The 18,641-nt window shown below is 40.8% G+C and carries 14 protein-coding genes, 1 tRNA gene and 1 pseudogene; 7 read left to right on the top strand and 9 right to left on the bottom strand.

Going from position 1 to position 18,641, the window contains the following annotated elements:
• The first annotated feature begins 15 nt into the window (after window positions 1-15).
• Genes ACEN9X_RS09535 through ACEN9X_RS09520 form a run of 4 tightly spaced genes read left to right on the top strand, consistent with a single transcriptional unit; the run spans window position 16 to window position 2,966 of the window.
• Complete coding sequence (locus ACEN9X_RS09535; protein ID WP_413670150.1) at window positions 16-819, top strand: SDR family NAD(P)-dependent oxidoreductase; 804 nt, start codon at window positions 16-18, stop codon at window positions 817-819.
• A 24-nt stretch (window positions 820-843) separates the two neighbouring features.
• Entirely contained in the window at window positions 844-1,611 is a 768-nt protein-coding gene (locus ACEN9X_RS09530; RefSeq protein WP_413670149.1) for an SDR family oxidoreductase, read from the top strand.
• 21 nt (window positions 1,612-1,632) lie between these two features.
• A complete protein-coding gene (locus ACEN9X_RS09525) occupies window positions 1,633-2,634 on the top strand; it encodes an NADP-dependent oxidoreductase (protein ID WP_413670148.1) in 1,002 nt (333 codons plus the stop codon).
• 41 nt (window positions 2,635-2,675) lie between these two features.
• On the top strand, window positions 2,676-2,966 hold the full coding sequence (locus ACEN9X_RS09520; protein WP_413670147.1) for a DUF2147 domain-containing protein: 291 nt from the start codon (window positions 2,676-2,678) through the stop codon (window positions 2,964-2,966).
• 412 nt (window positions 2,967-3,378) lie between these two features.
• Here ACEN9X_RS09520 and ACEN9X_RS09515 read toward each other — a convergent pair whose 3' ends face one another.
• On the bottom strand, window positions 3,379-3,648 hold the full coding sequence (locus ACEN9X_RS09515; RefSeq protein ID WP_413670146.1) for a helix-turn-helix domain-containing protein: 270 nt from the start codon (window positions 3,646-3,648) through the stop codon (window positions 3,379-3,381).
• An 831-nt stretch (window positions 3,649-4,479) separates the two neighbouring features.
• Between ACEN9X_RS09515 and ACEN9X_RS09510 the strand changes: the two are divergent.
• A pseudogene (locus ACEN9X_RS09510) lies at window positions 4,480-4,698 on the top strand (single-stranded DNA-binding protein); the annotation flags it as partial.
• Between the two features lie 62 nt (window positions 4,699-4,760).
• Here the strand turns inward: ACEN9X_RS09510 and ACEN9X_RS09505 are convergent.
• The 8 genes from ACEN9X_RS09505 to ACEN9X_RS09470 all read right to left on the bottom strand — a co-directional run bounded on the left by ACEN9X_RS09505 (window position 4,761) and on the right by ACEN9X_RS09470 (window position 14,271).
• The gene (locus ACEN9X_RS09505) at window positions 4,761-5,222 is read right to left on the bottom strand and encodes an Arm DNA-binding domain-containing protein (protein ID WP_413670145.1); all 462 of its coding nucleotides are present in this window, start codon (window positions 5,220-5,222) and stop codon (window positions 4,761-4,763) included.
• Window positions 5,223-5,720: 498 nt separating this feature from the next.
• A tRNA-Asp gene (locus ACEN9X_RS09500) sits at window positions 5,721-5,794 on the bottom strand.
• A gap of 447 nt (window positions 5,795-6,241) precedes the next feature.
• Window positions 6,242-7,156 carry an NAD(P)/FAD-dependent oxidoreductase gene (locus ACEN9X_RS09495; RefSeq protein WP_413670144.1) on the bottom strand — a complete coding sequence of 305 codons (915 nt, stop codon included), beginning with the start codon at window positions 7,154-7,156 and terminating at the stop codon, window positions 6,242-6,244.
• A 101-nt stretch (window positions 7,157-7,257) separates the two neighbouring features.
• Window positions 7,258-10,329 (bottom strand): efflux RND transporter permease subunit, encoded by a 3,072-nt coding sequence (locus tag ACEN9X_RS09490; RefSeq protein WP_413670143.1) that lies wholly within the window; start codon window positions 10,327-10,329, stop codon window positions 7,258-7,260.
• Window positions 10,330-10,340: 11 nt separating this feature from the next.
• Complete coding sequence (locus tag ACEN9X_RS09485; protein ID WP_413670142.1) at window positions 10,341-11,393, bottom strand: efflux RND transporter periplasmic adaptor subunit; 1,053 nt, start codon at window positions 11,391-11,393, stop codon at window positions 10,341-10,343.
• A gap of 12 nt (window positions 11,394-11,405) precedes the next feature.
• On the bottom strand, window positions 11,406-12,770 hold the full coding sequence (locus tag ACEN9X_RS09480) for a TolC family protein (RefSeq protein ID WP_413670141.1): 1,365 nt from the start codon (window positions 12,768-12,770) through the stop codon (window positions 11,406-11,408).
• 55 nt (window positions 12,771-12,825) lie between these two features.
• Window positions 12,826-13,437 (bottom strand): TetR/AcrR family transcriptional regulator, encoded by a 612-nt coding sequence (locus ACEN9X_RS09475; RefSeq protein ID WP_413670140.1) that lies wholly within the window; start codon window positions 13,435-13,437, stop codon window positions 12,826-12,828.
• 72 nt (window positions 13,438-13,509) lie between these two features.
• Entirely contained in the window at window positions 13,510-14,271 is a 762-nt protein-coding gene (locus ACEN9X_RS09470; RefSeq protein ID WP_413670139.1) for an SDR family NAD(P)-dependent oxidoreductase, read from the bottom strand.
• Window positions 14,272-15,075: 804 nt separating this feature from the next.
• On the opposite strand from ACEN9X_RS09470, the gene ACEN9X_RS09465 reads away from it, so the two are divergent.
• Both ACEN9X_RS09465 and ACEN9X_RS09460 read left to right on the top strand, forming a co-directional pair.
• A complete protein-coding gene (locus tag ACEN9X_RS09465) occupies window positions 15,076-15,651 on the top strand; it encodes a hypothetical protein (RefSeq protein WP_413670138.1) in 576 nt (191 codons plus the stop codon).
• Window positions 15,648-18,542 (top strand): KGGVGR-motif variant AAA ATPase, encoded by a 2,895-nt coding sequence (locus tag ACEN9X_RS09460; protein ID WP_413670137.1) that lies wholly within the window; start codon window positions 15,648-15,650, stop codon window positions 18,540-18,542. The genes ACEN9X_RS09465 and ACEN9X_RS09460 overlap by 4 nt, the downstream gene beginning before the upstream one ends.
• Window positions 18,543-18,641: the final 99 nt, after the last annotated feature.

Raw genomic sequence — 18,641 nt, 5'->3', positions numbered from 1 at the left:
TAAAAAAACAGAAAAGTGAAACAAACAGTTTTGGTCACAGGTGCCTCATCGGGTATCGGGCTGCTTGTCGCCAGCAAGCTACACGAAAATGGCTACCAGGTAATCGGCACAAGCCGGGATCCGGAAAAACACCAGGCAAAATTACCATTTAAGCTACTGCTATTGGATCTGAATGATGACCATTCCATAGCATCTTTTGGCAAACAGCTGTTCAGTGAGATCAAAACTTTAGATGTGCTGATCAATAACGCGGGTTTCTTAGTAAACGGACTTGCCGAGGAAACCCCCATTGAGTTAGGCAAACAGCAGTTTGAGACCAACTTTTGGGGAACGATCAAAATAACTAACGAGTTGCTGCCCTATTTCAGGAGGCAAAAACATGGAAAAATAATTACGCTTGGTTCCTTGCTGGGTTTAGTGAGTCTTCCAAATACTTCCTACTACTCGGCTTCCAAACATGCCCTTGAAGGTTATTTTAAGGCACTTCGGTTTGAATTGAACCAATTTAACATCAAAGTGGTTATGGTTGAGCCGATCAGCTTCAAAACCAATATCGGCGAAAGTGCAACTATAGCGAAAGGAACGATCGCGGACTATGATCAGTTCCGGCAGAAGGTCATCGCGTATACCAAAACGGCCTTTGATAAGGCACCCGAGCCCACGCCGGTTATCGATACTTTATTGCGGGCAGTGAAGGAAAAAAATCCAACGTTTGGTTACCCTGTCGGAAAAGGATCATCAATCGTACTCCTGCTTCAATATTTCGCCTATAAGTTTTTCGAGAAATCCATTCTGAAATCGATTAACGCTTCAAAATAGAATTAACAATAAGAAATTAAAATCATGCAATTAAAAGGAAAAACGGTATTGATCACAGGTGGTGCATCAGGTATCGGGCTGGAAGCAGCAAAACAATTTTTAGCCAATGGTGGAAAAGTGATCATCACCGGCAGGAACCAGGGGAAATTAGATGAAGCAAAGAAGTTGTATCCGGCAATTACAGCTATCAGAAGTGATGTATCAGACGCGGGTGATGCGCAAAAGCTTTTTAACCAGGTACAGCTATTGGGCGGTATAGATATTTTATATAATAACGCAGGGGTATTAACTGACCCGATCAACCTCGGTACAGCAAACGATCAGCATTTTGAGGACGCGGCTTACGAAATGAACGTCAATTACCTGGGGGTGATCCGCCTTAACAACCTTTTCATTGATATGCTGAAATCAAGAAAAGAAAGCGCGATCATCAACACAACTTCCATACTCAGTTATGTTCCGTCATTACTGGAAGCCACTTACTCAGCTTCTAAGGTAGCATTGCGGTTTTATACAGAAGCATTGAGAAAGCACCTGCAAATTTTAAACAGTAATCTGAAGGTATTTGAGCTTTTGCCCCCTGTGGTGGCTACAGAAATGACGACTGATAGAGACGGCAAAAAAATGACTACAGAAAGTTTGGTAAAAGCGCTTATCGCAGGTCTCAAGAAGGATCAGTTTACCATTCGTGTAGGAGATACAAAAGCATTGTACATCGTCAACCGGCTTTTTCCAAAAGTGGCTTTTAGTCTGGTTAATCCGAAGAAAAGTTACAAAGTAATAGCCTCGTAAAACCATTATAACCATAAAAAAATGAAAGCATTCATTATAGACAAGTCTAAAAGCAAGGATGGCGGGCGCATTGGGCAAATACCCGTTCCTGTACCACAACAGGATGAAGTATTGATAGAAGTACATGCCACTGCAATCAACCTGCTGGATTCCAAAATCAGAAACGGGGAGTTCAAACTCATTTTGCCGTATAAGACACCGTTTGTTTTAGGTCATGATGTGGCAGGTGTTGTAACCAAAGTTGGAGCACGTGTTCAACAATTTAAAGTTGGAGACGAGGTTTACGCCCGGCCAGCGGATCATCACATTGGCACATTTGCCGAGTTCATTGCCATTAAAGAAGCCGATATTGCACTTAAGCCAAAGAAATTGAGCATGGAAGAAGCCGCATCCATCCCCTTGGTGGGCCTGACTGCCTGGCAGGCACTGATTGAAAAAGGTAACCTAAAGAAAGGTGAAAAAGTATTCATCCAGGCAGGCTCCGGTGGCGTAGGTACTTTTGCTATTCAACTGGCGAAACATTTGGGTGCTACCGTAGCTACCACTACAAGTGCAGCCAACATTGAGTTAGTAAAAAGCCTCGGCGCAGATGTGATTATCGATTACAAGAAAGATGACTTTGAGAAAGCGCTTCACGACTACGACCTGGTTTTGAATAGCCAGGACGGAAAGACACTCGAGAAGTCGCTGCGCATATTAAAGCCTGATGGAAAACTCATCTCAATCTCTGGTCCACCTGATCCGGACTTTGCGGAAGAAATCGGAGCCCCCTGGTTCGTAAAATTAATTATGCGCTTGCTGAGCTCTGGAGTAAGAAAAAAAGCAAAACAACTTAAAGTGGGCTTTTCATTTCTATTTATGAAGGCAAATGGAGCGCAGTTAAAAGAGATTACTTCTCTTATAAATTCTGGTACTATAATACCGGTTGTGGACAAAGTTTTTCCGTTTGAATCGATCAAAGAAGCGATGGCCTATGTTGAAAGCGGAAGAGCTAAAGGAAAAGTTGTTGTTAAAATTAAATAAAGTTGTTGCTTGTTCAACACAATGCCTCCCCCCCCATAATGATGAAAAAGATAAGAATAATATTAGTGCTATGCCTTTTTATAGTAACAAAAACTTTTGCACAAACACCCGAAGCCCATAAGATTTTAGGCGTATGGCTGAGCGAAGATAAGACGGGTAAAATTGATGTTTATAAAGCAAACGGCAAGTATTTTGGCAAGCTGATCTGGGGTAAAACGATGTACGAATCGGATGGAACTACTTCCCGGAAAGATGTTAAAAACAAAGATGAAAAATTAAGGACACGTAACCTCAAAGGCCTGATCACGAATGACCACTTTGGGGTTTTCTGAGGATTCTGTTAAATTTTCCATGGTTTCTTTTATTAATACGGAGGATTACTCACCAGGTCCGCCCTTTTTTGGGCATAGCTGGAAAGTATCTCCCATCGTGTTATTGTTTAATAGTTATAAAGAATGCATTACAATATTAAATAATAAACAAATGGTTGTCTTGGGGTAAAGCTGTCGAGATCGGTGAATATGCTATCGGAAAACAGGTAAAGTCATTTTTTCAGGTGTTCTGCTTTTGGACACAGCACCCCGCAGCCGCTTTCAAGGCAGCAGTTCCCGGTTGCGTTGCCTGCTGAACGTGGTACGGTTAAGCTTTTTCGTGTTGTCCGGGCAGGCACCGATCCATTCCCGCGGCATACCGTTTTAGTGGCTTTGTTGTTCAGGCCGCTTCCGATCCCCTCCCAACCTTAATTCACTTACTTTTTACCTCCCCGCTTAAAACCTTGCTGATATCTTCATAGCTATAATACAGGATTCCGCCGATCTTGGTAAATGGGATCGTACCGTTATCCCTTAATGTTTGCAAAGTGTTATCCGATATTTTTAACAGGTTCTTTACCTGGTAAGACTTTAGCCATTTCTTAGGCTCCTCAATGCTTTGCCCCAATAGTCCTTTAATCTGATTAAGGAGATTTTTGCCGAATTCCTGCAAGTCCTCTTTGGTGATAATTTCTGCTGCCATAGCTTTAGCTTTTAAATTTCAACTTGGTGGTTGTCATAAATACCAACTACCAGCCATCACAAATTTGCCTCAAAAGACAGCGGGTTTTATCCGAGTTTATCCGAGTCGGACGGCAAGTATTTTTGATTAGTCAAAACCTTCGCTAAAAAATTCAAAGGGAGTAATCCCGAATACTTTAATTGTCTTTTAGCTTTGCTGCATGAGGCTTGCCGTTAAGGTCGGATCGTAATTTAACGCATTATTCCGGTTGTGCTGGCTGACCACACTTCATGCTATTCTGCCCAAAAAACTGCGCCTGCCTGCATTCCTCATTGATCCTTTTTTGATTTGCACAGGTGCGCCCCTGACGAAATACCCGGCTGGAAGGAATACCGGGCCCTCCGGGTGCCTCGTCCGGCAACGGTAGCCGGAAGGGCAGTTTCCTTTCAGCCGGTTCAGATCAATTGCGCAGATACCCCAAAGCGTTTCTCCATTGCCGTTCCCGGACTATTACAAGTTTTAATTCCTTTTCATTTAGCCTTTGCTTGAGGCAAATTTACCCCTCTTCAGCGGGCAAGGCCATGCGAATGCCGCTTAAAAAATCTCCACACCTCCGCTGCGCTCCGGGTCGTATTTTTTGCGGCAGCCTTGCCCCGCTCACCCCCCGCGCAAGTTTTTTGCCTCTATCAAAGGCCAAATGAGGGTTCCGCCGAAATGGCCATTGGATAACAGATTTTTTAACAAATAATTTTTTTAAGCGATGGAAATCACAGGAAGACTGGTAGCAGACGCTATCGTGAGAGCAGTAAGCGAGGACAAAAAAGTAACAGGGTTTAGGGGGTTGCGGTTAACCGCACATTCCAATCAAAGGGCGAACGTAAAGAGGAAACCGCGTTCGTGAATTGCACCTACTGGCGGGGCGAGGGCATCGCACCCTATCTAACCAAAGGCATGGTCGTTCAGTTATCGGGTTTTATGACCGCCGAGCCCTGGGTAAGCCGTGACGGTGAGCCGATGGCAAGCCTGAAATTCCGCACCGAACAAATCAATATGCTGACCAAATCAGCCTGACCCCACCCAAAGGAACAGATTTATTAACCTTTAAAAATCAAGAAAATGGCATACAATCTTTTTTATAACCAACAAACAGACCAGCACAGTTTTTTTAGTGTTAAGGAAAAGGTATGGCACAAAGTGGCCTTTACGAAATCCTTGTCTACTAACTTTTCAAGATCATTATTGTGCTCATCAAAAACCTCCAGGAGCATCCGGCGCTTTTCTTCTTCTCCGGTATACTTGCGTTTGATCTTTTCGGCAGTTATAAAATCTTCGAGCCTCTTTAGATCTTCGAAAGCCCTGCGTATACCGTAGATCGCTTCGGAAATGGTGGCATTGACATCTTTAGCATCCTGGCCGCTCCCTTTTAAATACCCGCTTTCTGCATCCCACTTTTGGGGGTCGACTTTTCTGCCAAGTGAAATTTCCGAACGTTTGCCTAAATAGGTGATCCGTGCATAAAGGGGAACCATTTCCTGTGAATCTGTTTTCCGTTTGTCGGCCCAGATCAGGACCGAGAATTTCTGTACATTTTTCATTTGAATGAATTTTAAAATACTTGTTTAACTGTGATGGCTTGGAAACTCGCTTTCCTTGACCTTCTTTTTTAATATCAAGTGCTTTAAAATCAATCAATTAACCTCTTATTCGGTGACCTTTTTTAAGGTTGTTAAATAGGTCACCGAATTGGACATAAATACTGCAAAAACAGCATTTTTTGCCGGAACCGGAACCCTCGGAGCAAACGCTTCCGTGCGTTTGAGCCCTTTTGATATTTTCCAATTTTCAGATCACTTCTGAAGCCAAAAATTTGATATAAATTGAGGTGTTTTGAGTCCAAAATTTATGATTATAATTGTTTGACTATCAATTAGTTAATCATTGATTTGGTGACTAAATTAGGAGGTTTGAACCAGTCGCCGAATAGGTCACCGGATGGGTCATAAATGCTGAGGTAGTATGCGATTTTTTGAGCAAAAAAAAAACGCTTAGACCAGAAATCTAAGCGTTTTTGAGCATTTTTAAGGCTCTTTTAGCGGAATGGACGGGACTCGAACCCGCGACCCCATGCGTGACAGGCATGTATTCTAACCAGCTGAACTACCACTCCTCTGTTTGGGGTTGCAAATATACAAACCTTTTTAATTTATGCAAATTGTAAAATAAAAAAGCTTTAAACGCAAAAAAGCCTTACTTTTCAGTAAGGCTTTTTTGCGTTTAAAGCGGAATGGACGGGTCTGTACATTTCGCAGAAAACATCTCACTTATAGATTTTTACAATCAGATATGTTGAATGGTAACCTTTTTGGAAACCTTGATAAACATCTGTGTTTGAAAGATTTTGAAAGAACTATTTCTATTTCAAATTTACAAAATCGCTCTAAGAATACCAAAGACAATGATTTGATGATTAGCGAAACGAAGATCGCATGTTTGTTATTTTATATTCACTTTTTATCGTGTGAGAAATTCTAAACCGCTTTTCACAAACTCCTGCTGATGCTGTATTGGATCAGCAGCCATAACGCAAACCGCATGTTATATGCACCTTTTATAGTCATTTTAAAAAATCTTCCTCTATCATAGCGTTATTTAAAAATACTCCTGTATTACTCCCTGTTGATACAGCATATGGTACAGAACGAAGTGGATTGGTACTGTCTCCACAAGCGAATATATTATCTACTGTTGTTTTCTGAAATGTATCTACTTTGATAAGTCCCTGTTCTGTCAATTCACAGCCCAATAATTCGGGGATTTTACAATGTTGTTCAAATGGCGGTCTTGAATAGATAGCTTTTAATTGAAAAGTTGAATTGTCTGAAAAAATTATTTCTTCAACTATTCCGTCTTTGTGTTTCAATGAGGTAATTTCCCTTTCAACTATTGAAATATTGTGTCTTTTGATTTCATCGGTTTGCTCTTGTGTCAATTCCGATTTCCCATTGGTAAATATGGTTAAATCCTTTGCCCAGTTGCGAATGAGTCGAGCCAAATGAAACGCAGCATATCCATTTGCCAAAATCCCTGTTTTTTGATTCTTTACTTCATATCCGTGGCAATAGGGGCAATGAAGTACCGTAATTCCCCAACATTCAGAAAATCCCTTAATGTTTAGCATTGTATCTTTTAGTCCTGTTGCAAAAACTAATTTTTTAGCTGAAAATATTTTTCCTGATTGAGTTGAAATCTCAAAGCCTTTATCAGTTTTTGTTCCATTAACGGCAAGGTCAGTTAAGAATTTTACCGTGTCGTATTTCAACACCTGCCCTTTTGCTTTTTCGGCAATAACGCCTGGTTTTTCACCGTCTTGCGTAATGAAGTTATGTGAATGAGGTGTTTGCCGGTTACATGGCAAACCGCTGTCAATGATTAAAACATTTCTTAATGCCCGTCCCAAAGTCATTGCTGCCGAAAGTCCTGCATAGCTTCCGCCAATTATGATTACGTCAAAGTTTTTGTTATCTGTCATTTTATTAAAATTTAAAAATGCTGTTAATGGAAAAGGTAAAGCTAAAACTGATAAAACAAGTGCCTTGTTTTATCAGTTCTCGTCCTGATATTTTTTTCGTTTCAGTCAATTGTTTTTGGATGTGTGTCGCTTTCCAAATGTGGCGGAATCAATTTATACATCACCGGCGTTACGATCCTCGAAAGTATGGTAGAACTGATCAGTCCTCCAATTAATACAATAGCCAATGGTGCAATAAGTGGATTCGGGTTCAGCGCAATCGGAAGTAAGCCGCAAATGGCGGTGATCGAAGTCAATACCACCGGAAGAAAACGGGTTTCGCCAGCCAAATTGATGGCCTCATCAATGCTGTGTCCTTCCAGACGTAGCTGATTGGTAAAATCAACCAGCAAAAGTGAATTTTTAACCTGTATGCCTGACAGACCTATAAAACCAATAATGGATACCATTGACATTGGGTTGCCTGTCATCAGTAACATTACCACGCCACCAAGTATGCCTAAAGGTATAATCGACAGCACGATAATGATCCCTTTAAATGTTTTAAATTGTAACAACAGTACGCCGACAAAAAGAAATGTGCTCAGGATGATCACAGACAGAAAGTTACCGCCCAAAGCATCACCTTCCGATTCTGCTTCTCCCGATAATTTATAATAGTAGCCTGGCGGCATTTTCAATTTATTCAGTTCGGGCACCACCTCTTTCAGGACATCATTGGCCAAAACATGCTCTTTGGTCAGGGAAGTCACCTTTGCAAATCGCGATTTGTTAAAATGATTGATGGCCGTAGGGGATGTTTCAAACGAAATGGTAGCGATCTGATCAACCAGCACCGGGGTGCCCTGTATGTTGTTTACATACAAGTTTTTCAAAGCATCAAGGTTTGAGAACTTGTTTCTTGGAAGTGTGATGACAACGTTGCGCGAATCGCCCCGGTCATCAATATAGTCGCCAACGGTTAATCCGGCCACTGCCATCCTGACCACTTTGTCCACATCGCTGGTAAGCACACCTAAGGTGCGGGCTTTCTCTTTATCGATCTTTATTTTAACATCCGATTTATAGACATTCAGCTCATTGTTGACATAAAATGTACCGGGATGCTTTTTCAGGATTTCTTCGACTTTAAAAGAAAGGGACCGTAAGGTATCCTGGTTTTCTCCAAATACCCTGACTACAATATTCGCTTCGATCGGCGTTCCCTGTTCAAAGTCTTTCACTTCGATCCTGGCATAGGGAAAGTCATTGAACTTCTTTCTCAGTTGCTTGATCAGTTCGGTCTTTTTATCCGGGCTGGCCTCCTCATCCAGTTGAACGAATACCTGGGCAAAATCAGGCTTTACATCCTGCTGATGCACGTTGTAATAGATCTGGGGGTTTCCTTTGCCTACATTAGATGTATAATAAACAATCTCTTTATGTTTCTTTAGTTCACCTTCTACAAGCCTGGTCACCCGGTCGCTTTCGGGAATATCGGCCTGCAGGGGTAATTTGATATTGATCAGGAACATCGGTTTTTCCGAAGTTGGGAAAAGCTTGAACCCGGTTTGTGTGAACAGGAAAAAGGCAAGTCCGCTTAGCGCCAATGATATCCCGATAGTTGCTTTAGGCCATTTCAAGGCAAACGGCATCACCCGGGCGTAAGAGCGGGTCAAAAACCTTTGCAGATGCTTTAAAAAGAAATTACCCCCGCCATGGGTATGTGTTTTTAACATCCGGCTGCCCAAAAAAGGGACGAGTGTTAAAGCTACGATCATGGATGCCAAAACACTGGTCATGACAGCCACGGGCAGACTGCGGATAAATTCACCAGCTGCATCAGGTAAAAAGGCAAGTGGTAGAAACGCGATAACCAGGGTAGCAGTACAGCCTACGACCGCCACACCGATCTGTTTTGTCCCTTTCAGGATAGCATCCATACGGGAGTGGCCTTCCCTGAGCCAGCGCTCAATATTCTCCACCACCACAATACTGTCGTCTACCAGCAGCCCTAATGCTACGACAAGCCCAACAATACTCAGTTGATTTAAAGAATACCCTAAAAAATTCATGGCAATAAGGCCCAGGCCCAAAGAAAGTGGAATGGAGATCATCACGATCAGCGATGCCCGGAACCCCAATGGCAGCAGGGTGATGACGACCAGAACGATGGCTAAACCAAAGTCGAAGCCAAGGTGGCCCAAACGCCTGGATACCATATCGGCCTGATCGAAGTTTTTGACCATGCGGATATTTTCCGGCAGGCTTTTGCCAAATTCGTCCAGTACCGGTAAAAACTCTTTCTGAACGCTGGCAATATTCACGTTGCCTTTCATTGCCGCCGTAACCAGTACGCAACGGTGCCCGTTCAAACGGGTGATATGGTCAATCGCACCGTCCTTATAACTAACGTCGGCCACATCTTTCAGATAAATAATCTTGCCGTTCGCATTATAGATAACCGTATTGGCCACATCATCAACACTCTTGAACTTGCCGCTGGTTTTAACATTAAAGATCTTGCTGTCCAGATTGATACTTCCCCCAGGGATATCCGCAGCTTCACTTTGCAAACTGCCGATGACCACATTAAGCGGTATTTTCAATTGCGCCAGTTTCTTGAGCTGCATATCGATCCGGATCTCCTGTTCGGGCATACCGAAATACTTCACCTCTTTTAAATTGGTGATCTTTTCTAATTGTGTTTTCAGGATGTCTGCTTTATCCCGCAGCAATTTACCGGAAGCATTATCTGACACGAGCGCAACTTGCAAAATTTTTACATCTGATGAGGATACTTTTTCTGTTTTGATCAGATAGATATCTTTAGGAAGTTCACTGTTCTTTAACGCATTGATCTCCGTGGAGATTTCCTGGTATTTGTTGTCCACGTCTACGCCATATTTAAACTTAGGCTGGATAACTGCTACACCGTCCTCTACCGTTGTCAGGATCTTTTCAATGTTTTCAAGGCCATAGATCTTGTTTTCGATGGGTTTTACCACCTGCTCTTCCATATCCTTTGGACTGGTTCCAGGGTAAATCACCGTGATAATGTATTGCGGCGGATGGTTGGTCGGATCTTCCGAACGGGGCATGGTAAACAGTGTGAGCAAGCCTACAACTGCCACCAAAAGGAATATGATCAAAGTGAACTGGTAGTTCTTAACTGCGAAATTTGTGATTTTCATGACTGTAGCCTTTACTTGATGATTTTAATAATAGACTGTTCGTTGAGGTAGGCACTGTTGGAAACCACGATCTGGTCTATACCTTCCAGCTTATCCTTCAGGTATACATTGTCATTATCAAACTTCAGGATGGTAACCGGTACTCTTTTTACACGGGTAGCGCTAACGGTGGTAAATACAAAGCCTTTATTGCCGTCGGCTTCAACCAATGAACTGTAGGGAATCACCATCACACTTTCATCCTGGTGGGTGGCTATTTCCGCCTTGCCAAACATGCCAACCGCCGGCTTTAGGCCATTTAATTTCAACTTCAACTCTACCTGGAACGAGCCCAGTTCACGATCCGCGACCTGCGACTTGCGAAATACCACGGCATCAAATTGTTGGCCTGCGTACCCATCAAGTGTAACTTTGGCCGTTTGTCCCGGTTTAATGATGGCCCATTCCCGGTCGGTCACCCCGACTTTTAGTGAATAACTGTTATGCTGTTCGGTGGAATTGATGAGCAGCACCGGCATGCCTTCACCTATTACTTCGCCCTCGTTGGCGATCTTCTTGCTCACAAAGCCATCGGATGCGGCGTATATTTTTGAGTAACGATCATTAAATGCTACCGCTTCCCGGGCTTTTTGCGCAACGTCCAATGCGGTTTTGGTGTTTTGCAATTGTTCCAGAGTATATACGCTGTCTTTGTAAAGGTTCACTGCACGGCTATAATCTCGTTGCGCCTTTTCCACACCCAGGCTTGATTGCGCCAGGCCGGCTGAAATCTCGGTTGAATTGAGCGTAGCCAGCAATTGGCCTTTTTTAAAGAACTGCCCCTCCTGTACGAAGATTCGACTGATCACACCGCCTATCTTGAAGGCATATTTAGCTTCATCTTCGGTGCTCACGAGGCCGGTTGCGCTAATGTGGTCGGGAACTCCTAATACGGAAACTGGTGCTGTTTTAACGGGGATGATATCCGGTTCACCCATTGTATTTTGTTCCTGGTGTTTTTGTTTGCAGGAAGTCAGCAGGAATATGGCTGCCATTATTATGCTGAGTAATTGAAGTTTTTTCATTGTTGTATGTTTTTATTGTTGAATTGTAAAACTGGCGTTAGCTCGTTCGATGGCCGTATAGGCTATCCAGGTGTCGTAAAGGGCGATGTTGGCGTTAAGCTGCGCATCTATCCACTGGTTCTGTGCGTCCAGCAGTTCGATGTAAATAGCCATTCCCTGTTTGTATAACTTCACCATATCATTATAGTAGGTCTGGCTGGTCTTCAGTTGGGACTGTGCCGCCTCATATTGCGCAATTGCGGTTTGCATACCCGCTTGCCGGACTTTAAGCTCGGTAAGGAGTTGCTGCTGTACATAGTCGGTCTGTGATGCCAGGGCCTCCCGGTCAGCAATCGTTTGTTTTACCCGGTAACTATTTTTGCCAGAGGAAAACAGATTCCATTCCAAGGAAACGCCCAACAGATAATAACGGCTCTGGCTGTTAAACTTCCAGTCGAAAGCCTGCGAGCCCAGATCAATAAAAGTGCCCAGCTTAGGGATGATGTATGATTTTGCCAACCCGTTCAGGTTACTGTTAATGTCTTTAGCGATCTTAAGTTTGGATAATTCCTCCCTGCCGCTAATGCTGTTTCCCAATAATTGGTCGCTTGAGGGTAGTGCGGTAATATCATCTAAAAGGATGCTATCCGTTAACGGGCGATTGATAAGGAAGTTAAAATAGTAGCGTGCTGATTCTGCGGTTTTCCTTGCGCCAACAAGTGCTGCATTGATCCTGGAAACTTCGTTCTGGCTTCTGAGCACAACGGTCCGGTTTACCTTGCTGTTATCAAACAGTTTGGTATTGATCCTTTGACCTTCTTCAACCAGCCGGAGCGAGGACTCATAGATCCCGGTAGCATAAACGGCTTTTGAGTAATTGTAATAGGCCGTTTTGATCTCTTTGACCAGTTCGCGTTTGTAAAGCAATACTTCGGTTTTTTGCAGATCTACCTGCTGCGCTTTGATCCGCTTATTATAGATCAACTCTGCATTTAAAATGGGAAGCGTCGTACGAAACTTCGCATCATAAAAATTATCGGGGTTGAGCAGGATGTGCTGGTTTTGTAGCTGCGGAAAGGCATTGCTGCCGGTCAATTGGTTCAGCGTGGAATAAACTCCGTTAAACAGATCACCTGTCGGAAAATCGATCGTTCGTCCACCATCGGCTTTGGTATAGGTGGTTGAAAAAGTTACATCCGGCCCAAACATGCTTTTCGCTTCCTTAAGCGCGTATACATTTTTTTCGAGCACAAAATTTTGTTGTCTGATGCTCTGATTGGATGCAAGTCCGTCCCGGATATAGTCATCCAGCTTGCTCTGGGCTTTTGCTGATGGGGAGGCCAGCAAGGCCGCCGCCAACAGGACAAAACCATATTTTTTTTTGCTTTTAATTTTCATTTTTAATCGCTGTTTTAAATTCAAACACTGTTCAATATATGGTCAAAAAAAAGGGCTAACTTTTTTCAAGCAGCGCAACAAAGCACTCGTAGCCGCTTTGCATTAATTCTTCATTTGTTTTACCCACAAAACTTTTTGTGCGATCCTTGCAGAAGAGGGCACAAATGCCATGCATTGCGGAAAGGATCATAAAGGTTAGATCTTGCGTATCTAAATCTTTGAATCGTCCCACTTTCTGGCAGTCTTTGATCACGGAAGCCAAGCGATCGATCGCTTCCTGCGCGATCTCAAAGCCACCTTCATCGTCACCTGTTTTTGCCGGTTCTTCTACCAGGAACATCAGGTTATAATAATCCTTGTTTTCCTGTGCAAATTGGATGAAGATGCGGCCCATTGCCTTTAAACGCTCAAAGGGTTCAGCTACTTTCTCCAATACTTTGAATTGAGTGAGTAAAAGACGGAAACCTTCCTTATGTAGTTCATGGAAAATTTCGCTTTTGTCTTTAAAATAAAAATAGAGCGAGCCCGGACTATAGTTGATTTCGTTCGCAATGTTGCGCATGCTGGTTTGTTCATAGCCTTTTTCGAGGAATATCTTGCGCGCTCCGTTCAGGATACGCTGATGCATTTCCTCTTTTTCTCTTAGTTTTCTTTCTGCTATGCCCATTTTCAATTAATAATAAGATACAAATATAATAGTGCTGGCCGGGTGGCGAAAATTCGCCCCAGGATACAGCGTTTAGTTTTTCATGCCGGGGCTAATTTGTCCCATAATGTTTATAGCGGATTTTCGGCTCAATAATTTGAATCCAAACAGCATGAACCTATTTTTCCAACCCTGTACAACTCTTGGTTTCCGCCTATTTTCCAGCGCTTTAACCAGTTCTCTGGCGACATCCTCAACAGAAGACATGACAAATTTTGGAAAATCGCTGGTATGTCCGCCTGCGTTTGCATGAAAGCCTGAGGCTGCAGCACCGGGGTTAAAACCCATCACAAAAACGCCTTTTTTCTTAAACTCATACCACAGTGATTCCGAGAAATTGGCGACAAAACTTTTGGTAGCTGCATAAACTGAACCGCCTGGAAGGGAAGAATGGGCAAGCATGGAACCTATATTTACCAAAGCATCTCCTTGTTTTGCATTTTGTAAAAATGTATAAGACAGGGTTACCAGGGCATTTATATTAAGCTGCATGGTTGCCAGTTGCTCATCCAATGGGATCTCAATAAATTTTCCGTAAATACCCGCACCTGCATTATTGATCAGGACATCGTATTTCTCTGTTTTTAGATGGTCTACCAGTTTTTGCAGGTCGTCTTTGTTCGTCAGGTCGGCAACCAAAATGGTATGGCCGGTGCCACCCAGATCTTTTACTGCCTTGCTTAATTTTTCCTCGCTACGGGCTACCAGCGTTAACTGATAACCTTTCGCCGCAAGTTGCCTGGCTGTTTCCAGCCCTATGCCGCCGCTTGCACCCGTGATCAATACTTTTTTCATGTTTGGCTTGATTATATTTTTAAACACTACAAAATTATTGAACAGTGTTCAACAAAACAAAATTAATTTTTCATCTGACATGAAAATGATAAACGCATATAAAACGTGTACGTCTTTTAAGGTATTAGATACGACTGGTCTGTAATCTTTCCCCGGTGATTCAAGCCCAATCCGTTAGAGAATATATTATTGGGGTTAGTGTGTCTGCGTAAGTACCAAAGGGTCCGAGAAAGCAATTCATACCGTACTGTAGTTCAATGCCTTAAATTAGCACAATAAAATGGTAACCTTTTTGGTAACCTTTTCAATCCGGTCCAACGATGTGACCAAATGTTATTTCGGTCTAAAATGTGCTTATTTAAGTGTATTTGGTAGAATTTGAGAGTTAGGTTCGAGTCCCGCCCATCGGAAACGAAAAAGCCTGTAAGTCAACGACTTACAGGCTTTTAATCATTTTTAGCGGAATGGACGGGTCTGTACATTCGCTAGAAAATATCTCACTTATAGATTTTTACAATCAGATATGTCGAATGGTAACCTTTTTGGTAACCTTGATAAACATCTCTGTTTGAAAGATTTTGAAAGAACTTTTATTATTCAAAAATACAAAAACGTACAAAATGTTACAAATACTTAAGCCACCATCTCAGGGGCATTAACTTGTCTAAATAAAAATCGCTTAATAAGCGATAAAAAACATCTAAACAGCTATTGATAACCAAATGCTTACTCATACTTATTAAAGTGATAGAATAGTAAATATTTTACTACCTTGCCTTTGGCAACCTAATCACTTTAATAATAATGGATTTCAAAAATTACCAAGAATCCTCTATTAAGCATCTTTCAACCTGCAAATCGATATTACACGCTATACACCTCTTACATACAGTAGGCAATACAAGCGCGGATATCCTACAACCAAATAATACGCAGGCAACGCTGCATAATGTCTTTTACCTGTCTGGTTACACGCTTGAATCTATTATTAATTATTCCATTTTCAAACATTACAGATGGACAAAACCATCCGTACAGGAATTAGATCATACCTTTAGCGGCAGATGCGATTTTACGTTTTTCCCTCATGTACCAAGACGGAACGGAGGAACCTATCAATATTGGGCTTCGCAACATGAGTTTCATAGAAATATAGATATTTTGAAACGGGAATTTTCTTCCTGTGGATTACCCCTAATAGACAGAACCGCGCCAGTTGATAATGATGCTAAAAAGCTATTTTTTAGTTGGAATGTTGAAGTCAGATATCATTTGCCGACCGAAAGATATTCCGGCGTTGAATTGACCTTTGCGAATGTTAAAAAATTCGTGGAGTTAACAGATATTTTGTATAACGGTTTAATGAAAATTGTAGGATGATAAAGATATTAGAGGTAGCCGACAAATTAAATAAAGAGCTACAATCCAAGAAAGAAGTCCAACTTGAGGATTATCGGATTTTTATAAGGTTGAACCTGGAAATAGATGTCTATATAATCACGACATCCCAATCCTTAATTTCTGAATTAGAAACGAAATACAAGGATTACTATGTAAACTTTAAACGTTTTTCTAATGCCGAAATACAACAATATAGCTATTTGTCTGAATCGTTTAAAGCATCCCAACCAATTGACTTTGGACTCAAATATAGATTCAATTCATTGCTCGATAAAAAGCCAAATTCATTTTACGAGGTGAATCGCAAATTCCCTATTCCAATTGTGACATTCTACTCTTACAAGGGAGGGATGGGAAGAACGACAACGTTAACTTCTTATGCTTTGGATTTAGCGATCAATTACAATAAAAAAGTTTGCATTATTGATTGTGATCTGGAAGCACCGGGATATTTAAACTTCTTTGACTTTTCACACAATGAAATATTAAAATCGGGTGAGAAAAATGGGATTGTTGAATTTTTGGTTGACCATGCATTCAAAAAAGAGATAAACATTAAGGATTACTTAATATCCCCATCACATTTTCAATCATGGGCGAAAAAAATTTCTGTAATTCCAGCAGGCAATTTAAGTGATAGTACAATTCAAGGATCAGATAACTATACAACTCATAGAGATCAATACCTCGAAGGCCTTTCAAGAATTGATCTTGCAGAGGGAGCACTTATAGAAGGTTTTAAGGTGTTATTTGAGAAAGTTCGCGATGAAGTTAATCCGGATATTATACTCATTGATTCCAGAACAGGTTTTAATGACGTATTTGCAATTACGGCTCTTATTTTATCAAATCTCATAGTTGGTTTTTTTGGAAGTAATGAACAAACAAAACCAGGATTGCGCTTTCTGTTAGATAAGTTCTATGAACTAAACAACCAAAATAATAATGATACCGAATTAGTACTCGTAAATTCTATTTTGCCCGCTAATCCCAACAGCAGTGAAATGTTTCATAATGCATTTGTATCAGAAATCGGTCAATATGTACAATTTCTCCAAGAAAATAAATATAAAAATATTGGTCCTTCCGATGAGACGAAATTACCTTCATTTTATAAATTAAGCAGAAACCATACTCTTGAAAAGCTAGGCATTAATAATGAAACTTCAAAGAGTACCGATTTTAGCAATCACATAGGCTTAATCAGAAATAAATCTTTTAATGATTTTAATGCCATTTTCAGAGCTTTTAATGAATCTAAGTCAGTAGCAAAGATTTTTACCATCCCCCAAATTAAAGATCCTCGAAGGATGGGTCAATTAAAAAATTTAATTTTAAAGAACCTTAAAGCGACTCTGCGAAATGAAAACGATAATCCTGTATTATTTGCAGAAGATGCCGACGTAAATCCTAATACTTTTTTCTATAGGGACCAAATGAGTAAATTGTTTGACAAGAATAAGTTTCTCATTCAGGGATTTAAAGGGACCGGAAAAACTTATCTCTATAAAGCGCTAAGAGACCCCAAGCTCCAATCAGTTAAACGAGAATTATTGAGGCGAGCGAAGGAAGATCCTAATAAGGATTTTCGATTTATTGATATTATTTCCCTAAAGGGGAAAGCAGAACCGAAATCATTTGATTTCGATCAAATTCAATTATCAAAAATTGAAGACAAGAATCACTACTTTAAAAACTTCTGGTTAGTTTATACTTGGCATTCCATTTTTCTGGACGCCAAACATCGGTTGAATTATTTGTCAGATTCTCAATTAGCTTCTTATATAAAGCCTTTTGAAAGCCCAATCGAAACCAAACAACGCTTTGACTCATTGATTAATGATGAAAATAAATTAGCGATTATTGAAAAGGAACTCCTGGTATTGGATGAGTTCTTAAATAAAAAAAGCAGTTTTCTTGTTGTCCTTTATGACCAACTCGACAATTTGATTAAGCCGATCTTTTGGCGTGAGACAGTTTCGCCACTGATTGATTATTGGTGGGATAGCCTTAATAGGTTCAAAAATATTACGGCGAAAATATTCATTAGAACGGACTTATATAATCGACTTATTGGGACAAATACTACCAGGCTTGAAAACAATATTATTAAAATTGAGTGGTCGCGAGAAGAAGTTTATGCCTACTTTTTTAAATTGATTTTTTCGAATAAACACTCTTACGAGGCACTCTTTCAAATAATGGAACTGAGTGGCAAGTTTGAAGAACGTTTTTTTAAAAACACGCCTAAATTTCTACAAAAAAACAATAACCAATTGAATCTCCTGAGAAATGAAATTGACCCATTTATGTCCACATTTTTTGGAAAGGAGGTTAAAAGTTATTCAGGTGGTTTTCTTGGTAAAACATTTGACTGGTTCTATTTTAATTTAACAAATGCAGATCAGCAGTCAATTAGCTTAAGACCCTTTATTAACCTTATTGATGGTTCGATTGATGAAGCATTACAGGACCAATCGACTCAAATTCCTCCCATTATTAAGTATCAATATTACGCGTCAAGAGAAAACAGGGAAAATGCAGTCATCCAGCACTTTAATGATCTTGTTAGAGAGGATTTTAATCAAGACTTGGAATTTATTTTTATTTACCTAAGAGAGAAGGGAGACAATTTTAAACAAATATTCTTGACCAAAACCGAATTACATGAGTTGCTTCAGGCAATTCTTAATGAATATAAGGAGCAACTTGAAAGTCAAAATATTGATGATTTGAAATCTATTTTAATTTCAAATGGCATAATTCATGAAAATGTAACGCCACATGAAAACATCTTTTATTTTGCCCAACTTTATAAATATTGGTTAGGTCTTAGAAGCAGAAAATATGAATATAGGGGGCGTAATTAGATTTAATACTGTCGGAATACAAAACATCACCGTTTTTGTTCAGTTATAAAAATTCACTTTGAAGTTTGCATAATAATTTAAGTGCCCTGATTGCACAAA

The sequence above is a fragment of the Mucilaginibacter sp. Mucisp86 genome, from assembly GCF_047324315.1.
Classification (GTDB): domain Bacteria; phylum Bacteroidota; class Bacteroidia; order Sphingobacteriales; family Sphingobacteriaceae; genus Mucilaginibacter.
Note: the sequence above shows the minus strand (reverse complement) of the source record. Positions and strands in the feature narration are given on the sequence as shown.

What these genes read in the sequence shown, in the direction of transcription:
- ACEN9X_RS09530 (WP_413670149.1), top strand. Translation starts at nt 844, where the DNA reads ATGCAATTAAAAGGAAAAACGGTATTGATCACAGGTGGTGCATCAGGT.
- ACEN9X_RS09525 (WP_413670148.1), top strand. Translation starts at nt 1,633, where the DNA reads ATGAAAGCATTCATTATAGACAAGTCTAAAAGCAAGGATGGCGGGCGC.
- ACEN9X_RS09520 (WP_413670147.1), top strand. Translation starts at nt 2,676, where the DNA reads ATGAAAAAGATAAGAATAATATTAGTGCTATGCCTTTTTATAGTAACA.
- ACEN9X_RS09515 (WP_413670146.1), bottom strand. Translation starts at nt 3,648, where the DNA reads ATGGCAGCAGAAATTATCACCAAAGAGGACTTGCAGGAATTCGGCAAA.
- ACEN9X_RS09505 (WP_413670145.1), bottom strand. Translation starts at nt 5,222, where the DNA reads ATGAAAAATGTACAGAAATTCTCGGTCCTGATCTGGGCCGACAAACGG.
- ACEN9X_RS09495 (WP_413670144.1), bottom strand. Translation starts at nt 7,156, where the DNA reads ATGACAGATAACAAAAACTTTGACGTAATCATAATTGGCGGAAGCTAT.
- ACEN9X_RS09490 (WP_413670143.1), bottom strand. Translation starts at nt 10,329, where the DNA reads ATGAAAATCACAAATTTCGCAGTTAAGAACTACCAGTTCACTTTGATC.
- ACEN9X_RS09485 (WP_413670142.1), bottom strand. Translation starts at nt 11,393, where the DNA reads ATGAAAAAACTTCAATTACTCAGCATAATAATGGCAGCCATATTCCTG.
- ACEN9X_RS09480 (WP_413670141.1), bottom strand. Translation starts at nt 12,770, where the DNA reads ATGAAAATTAAAAGCAAAAAAAAATATGGTTTTGTCCTGTTGGCGGCG.
- ACEN9X_RS09475 (WP_413670140.1), bottom strand. Translation starts at nt 13,437, where the DNA reads ATGGGCATAGCAGAAAGAAAACTAAGAGAAAAAGAGGAAATGCATCAG.
- ACEN9X_RS09470 (WP_413670139.1), bottom strand. Translation starts at nt 14,271, where the DNA reads ATGAAAAAAGTATTGATCACGGGTGCAAGCGGCGGCATAGGGCTGGAA.
- ACEN9X_RS09465 (WP_413670138.1), top strand. Translation starts at nt 15,076, where the DNA reads ATGGATTTCAAAAATTACCAAGAATCCTCTATTAAGCATCTTTCAACC.
- ACEN9X_RS09460 (WP_413670137.1), top strand. Translation starts at nt 15,648, where the DNA reads ATGATAAAGATATTAGAGGTAGCCGACAAATTAAATAAAGAGCTACAA.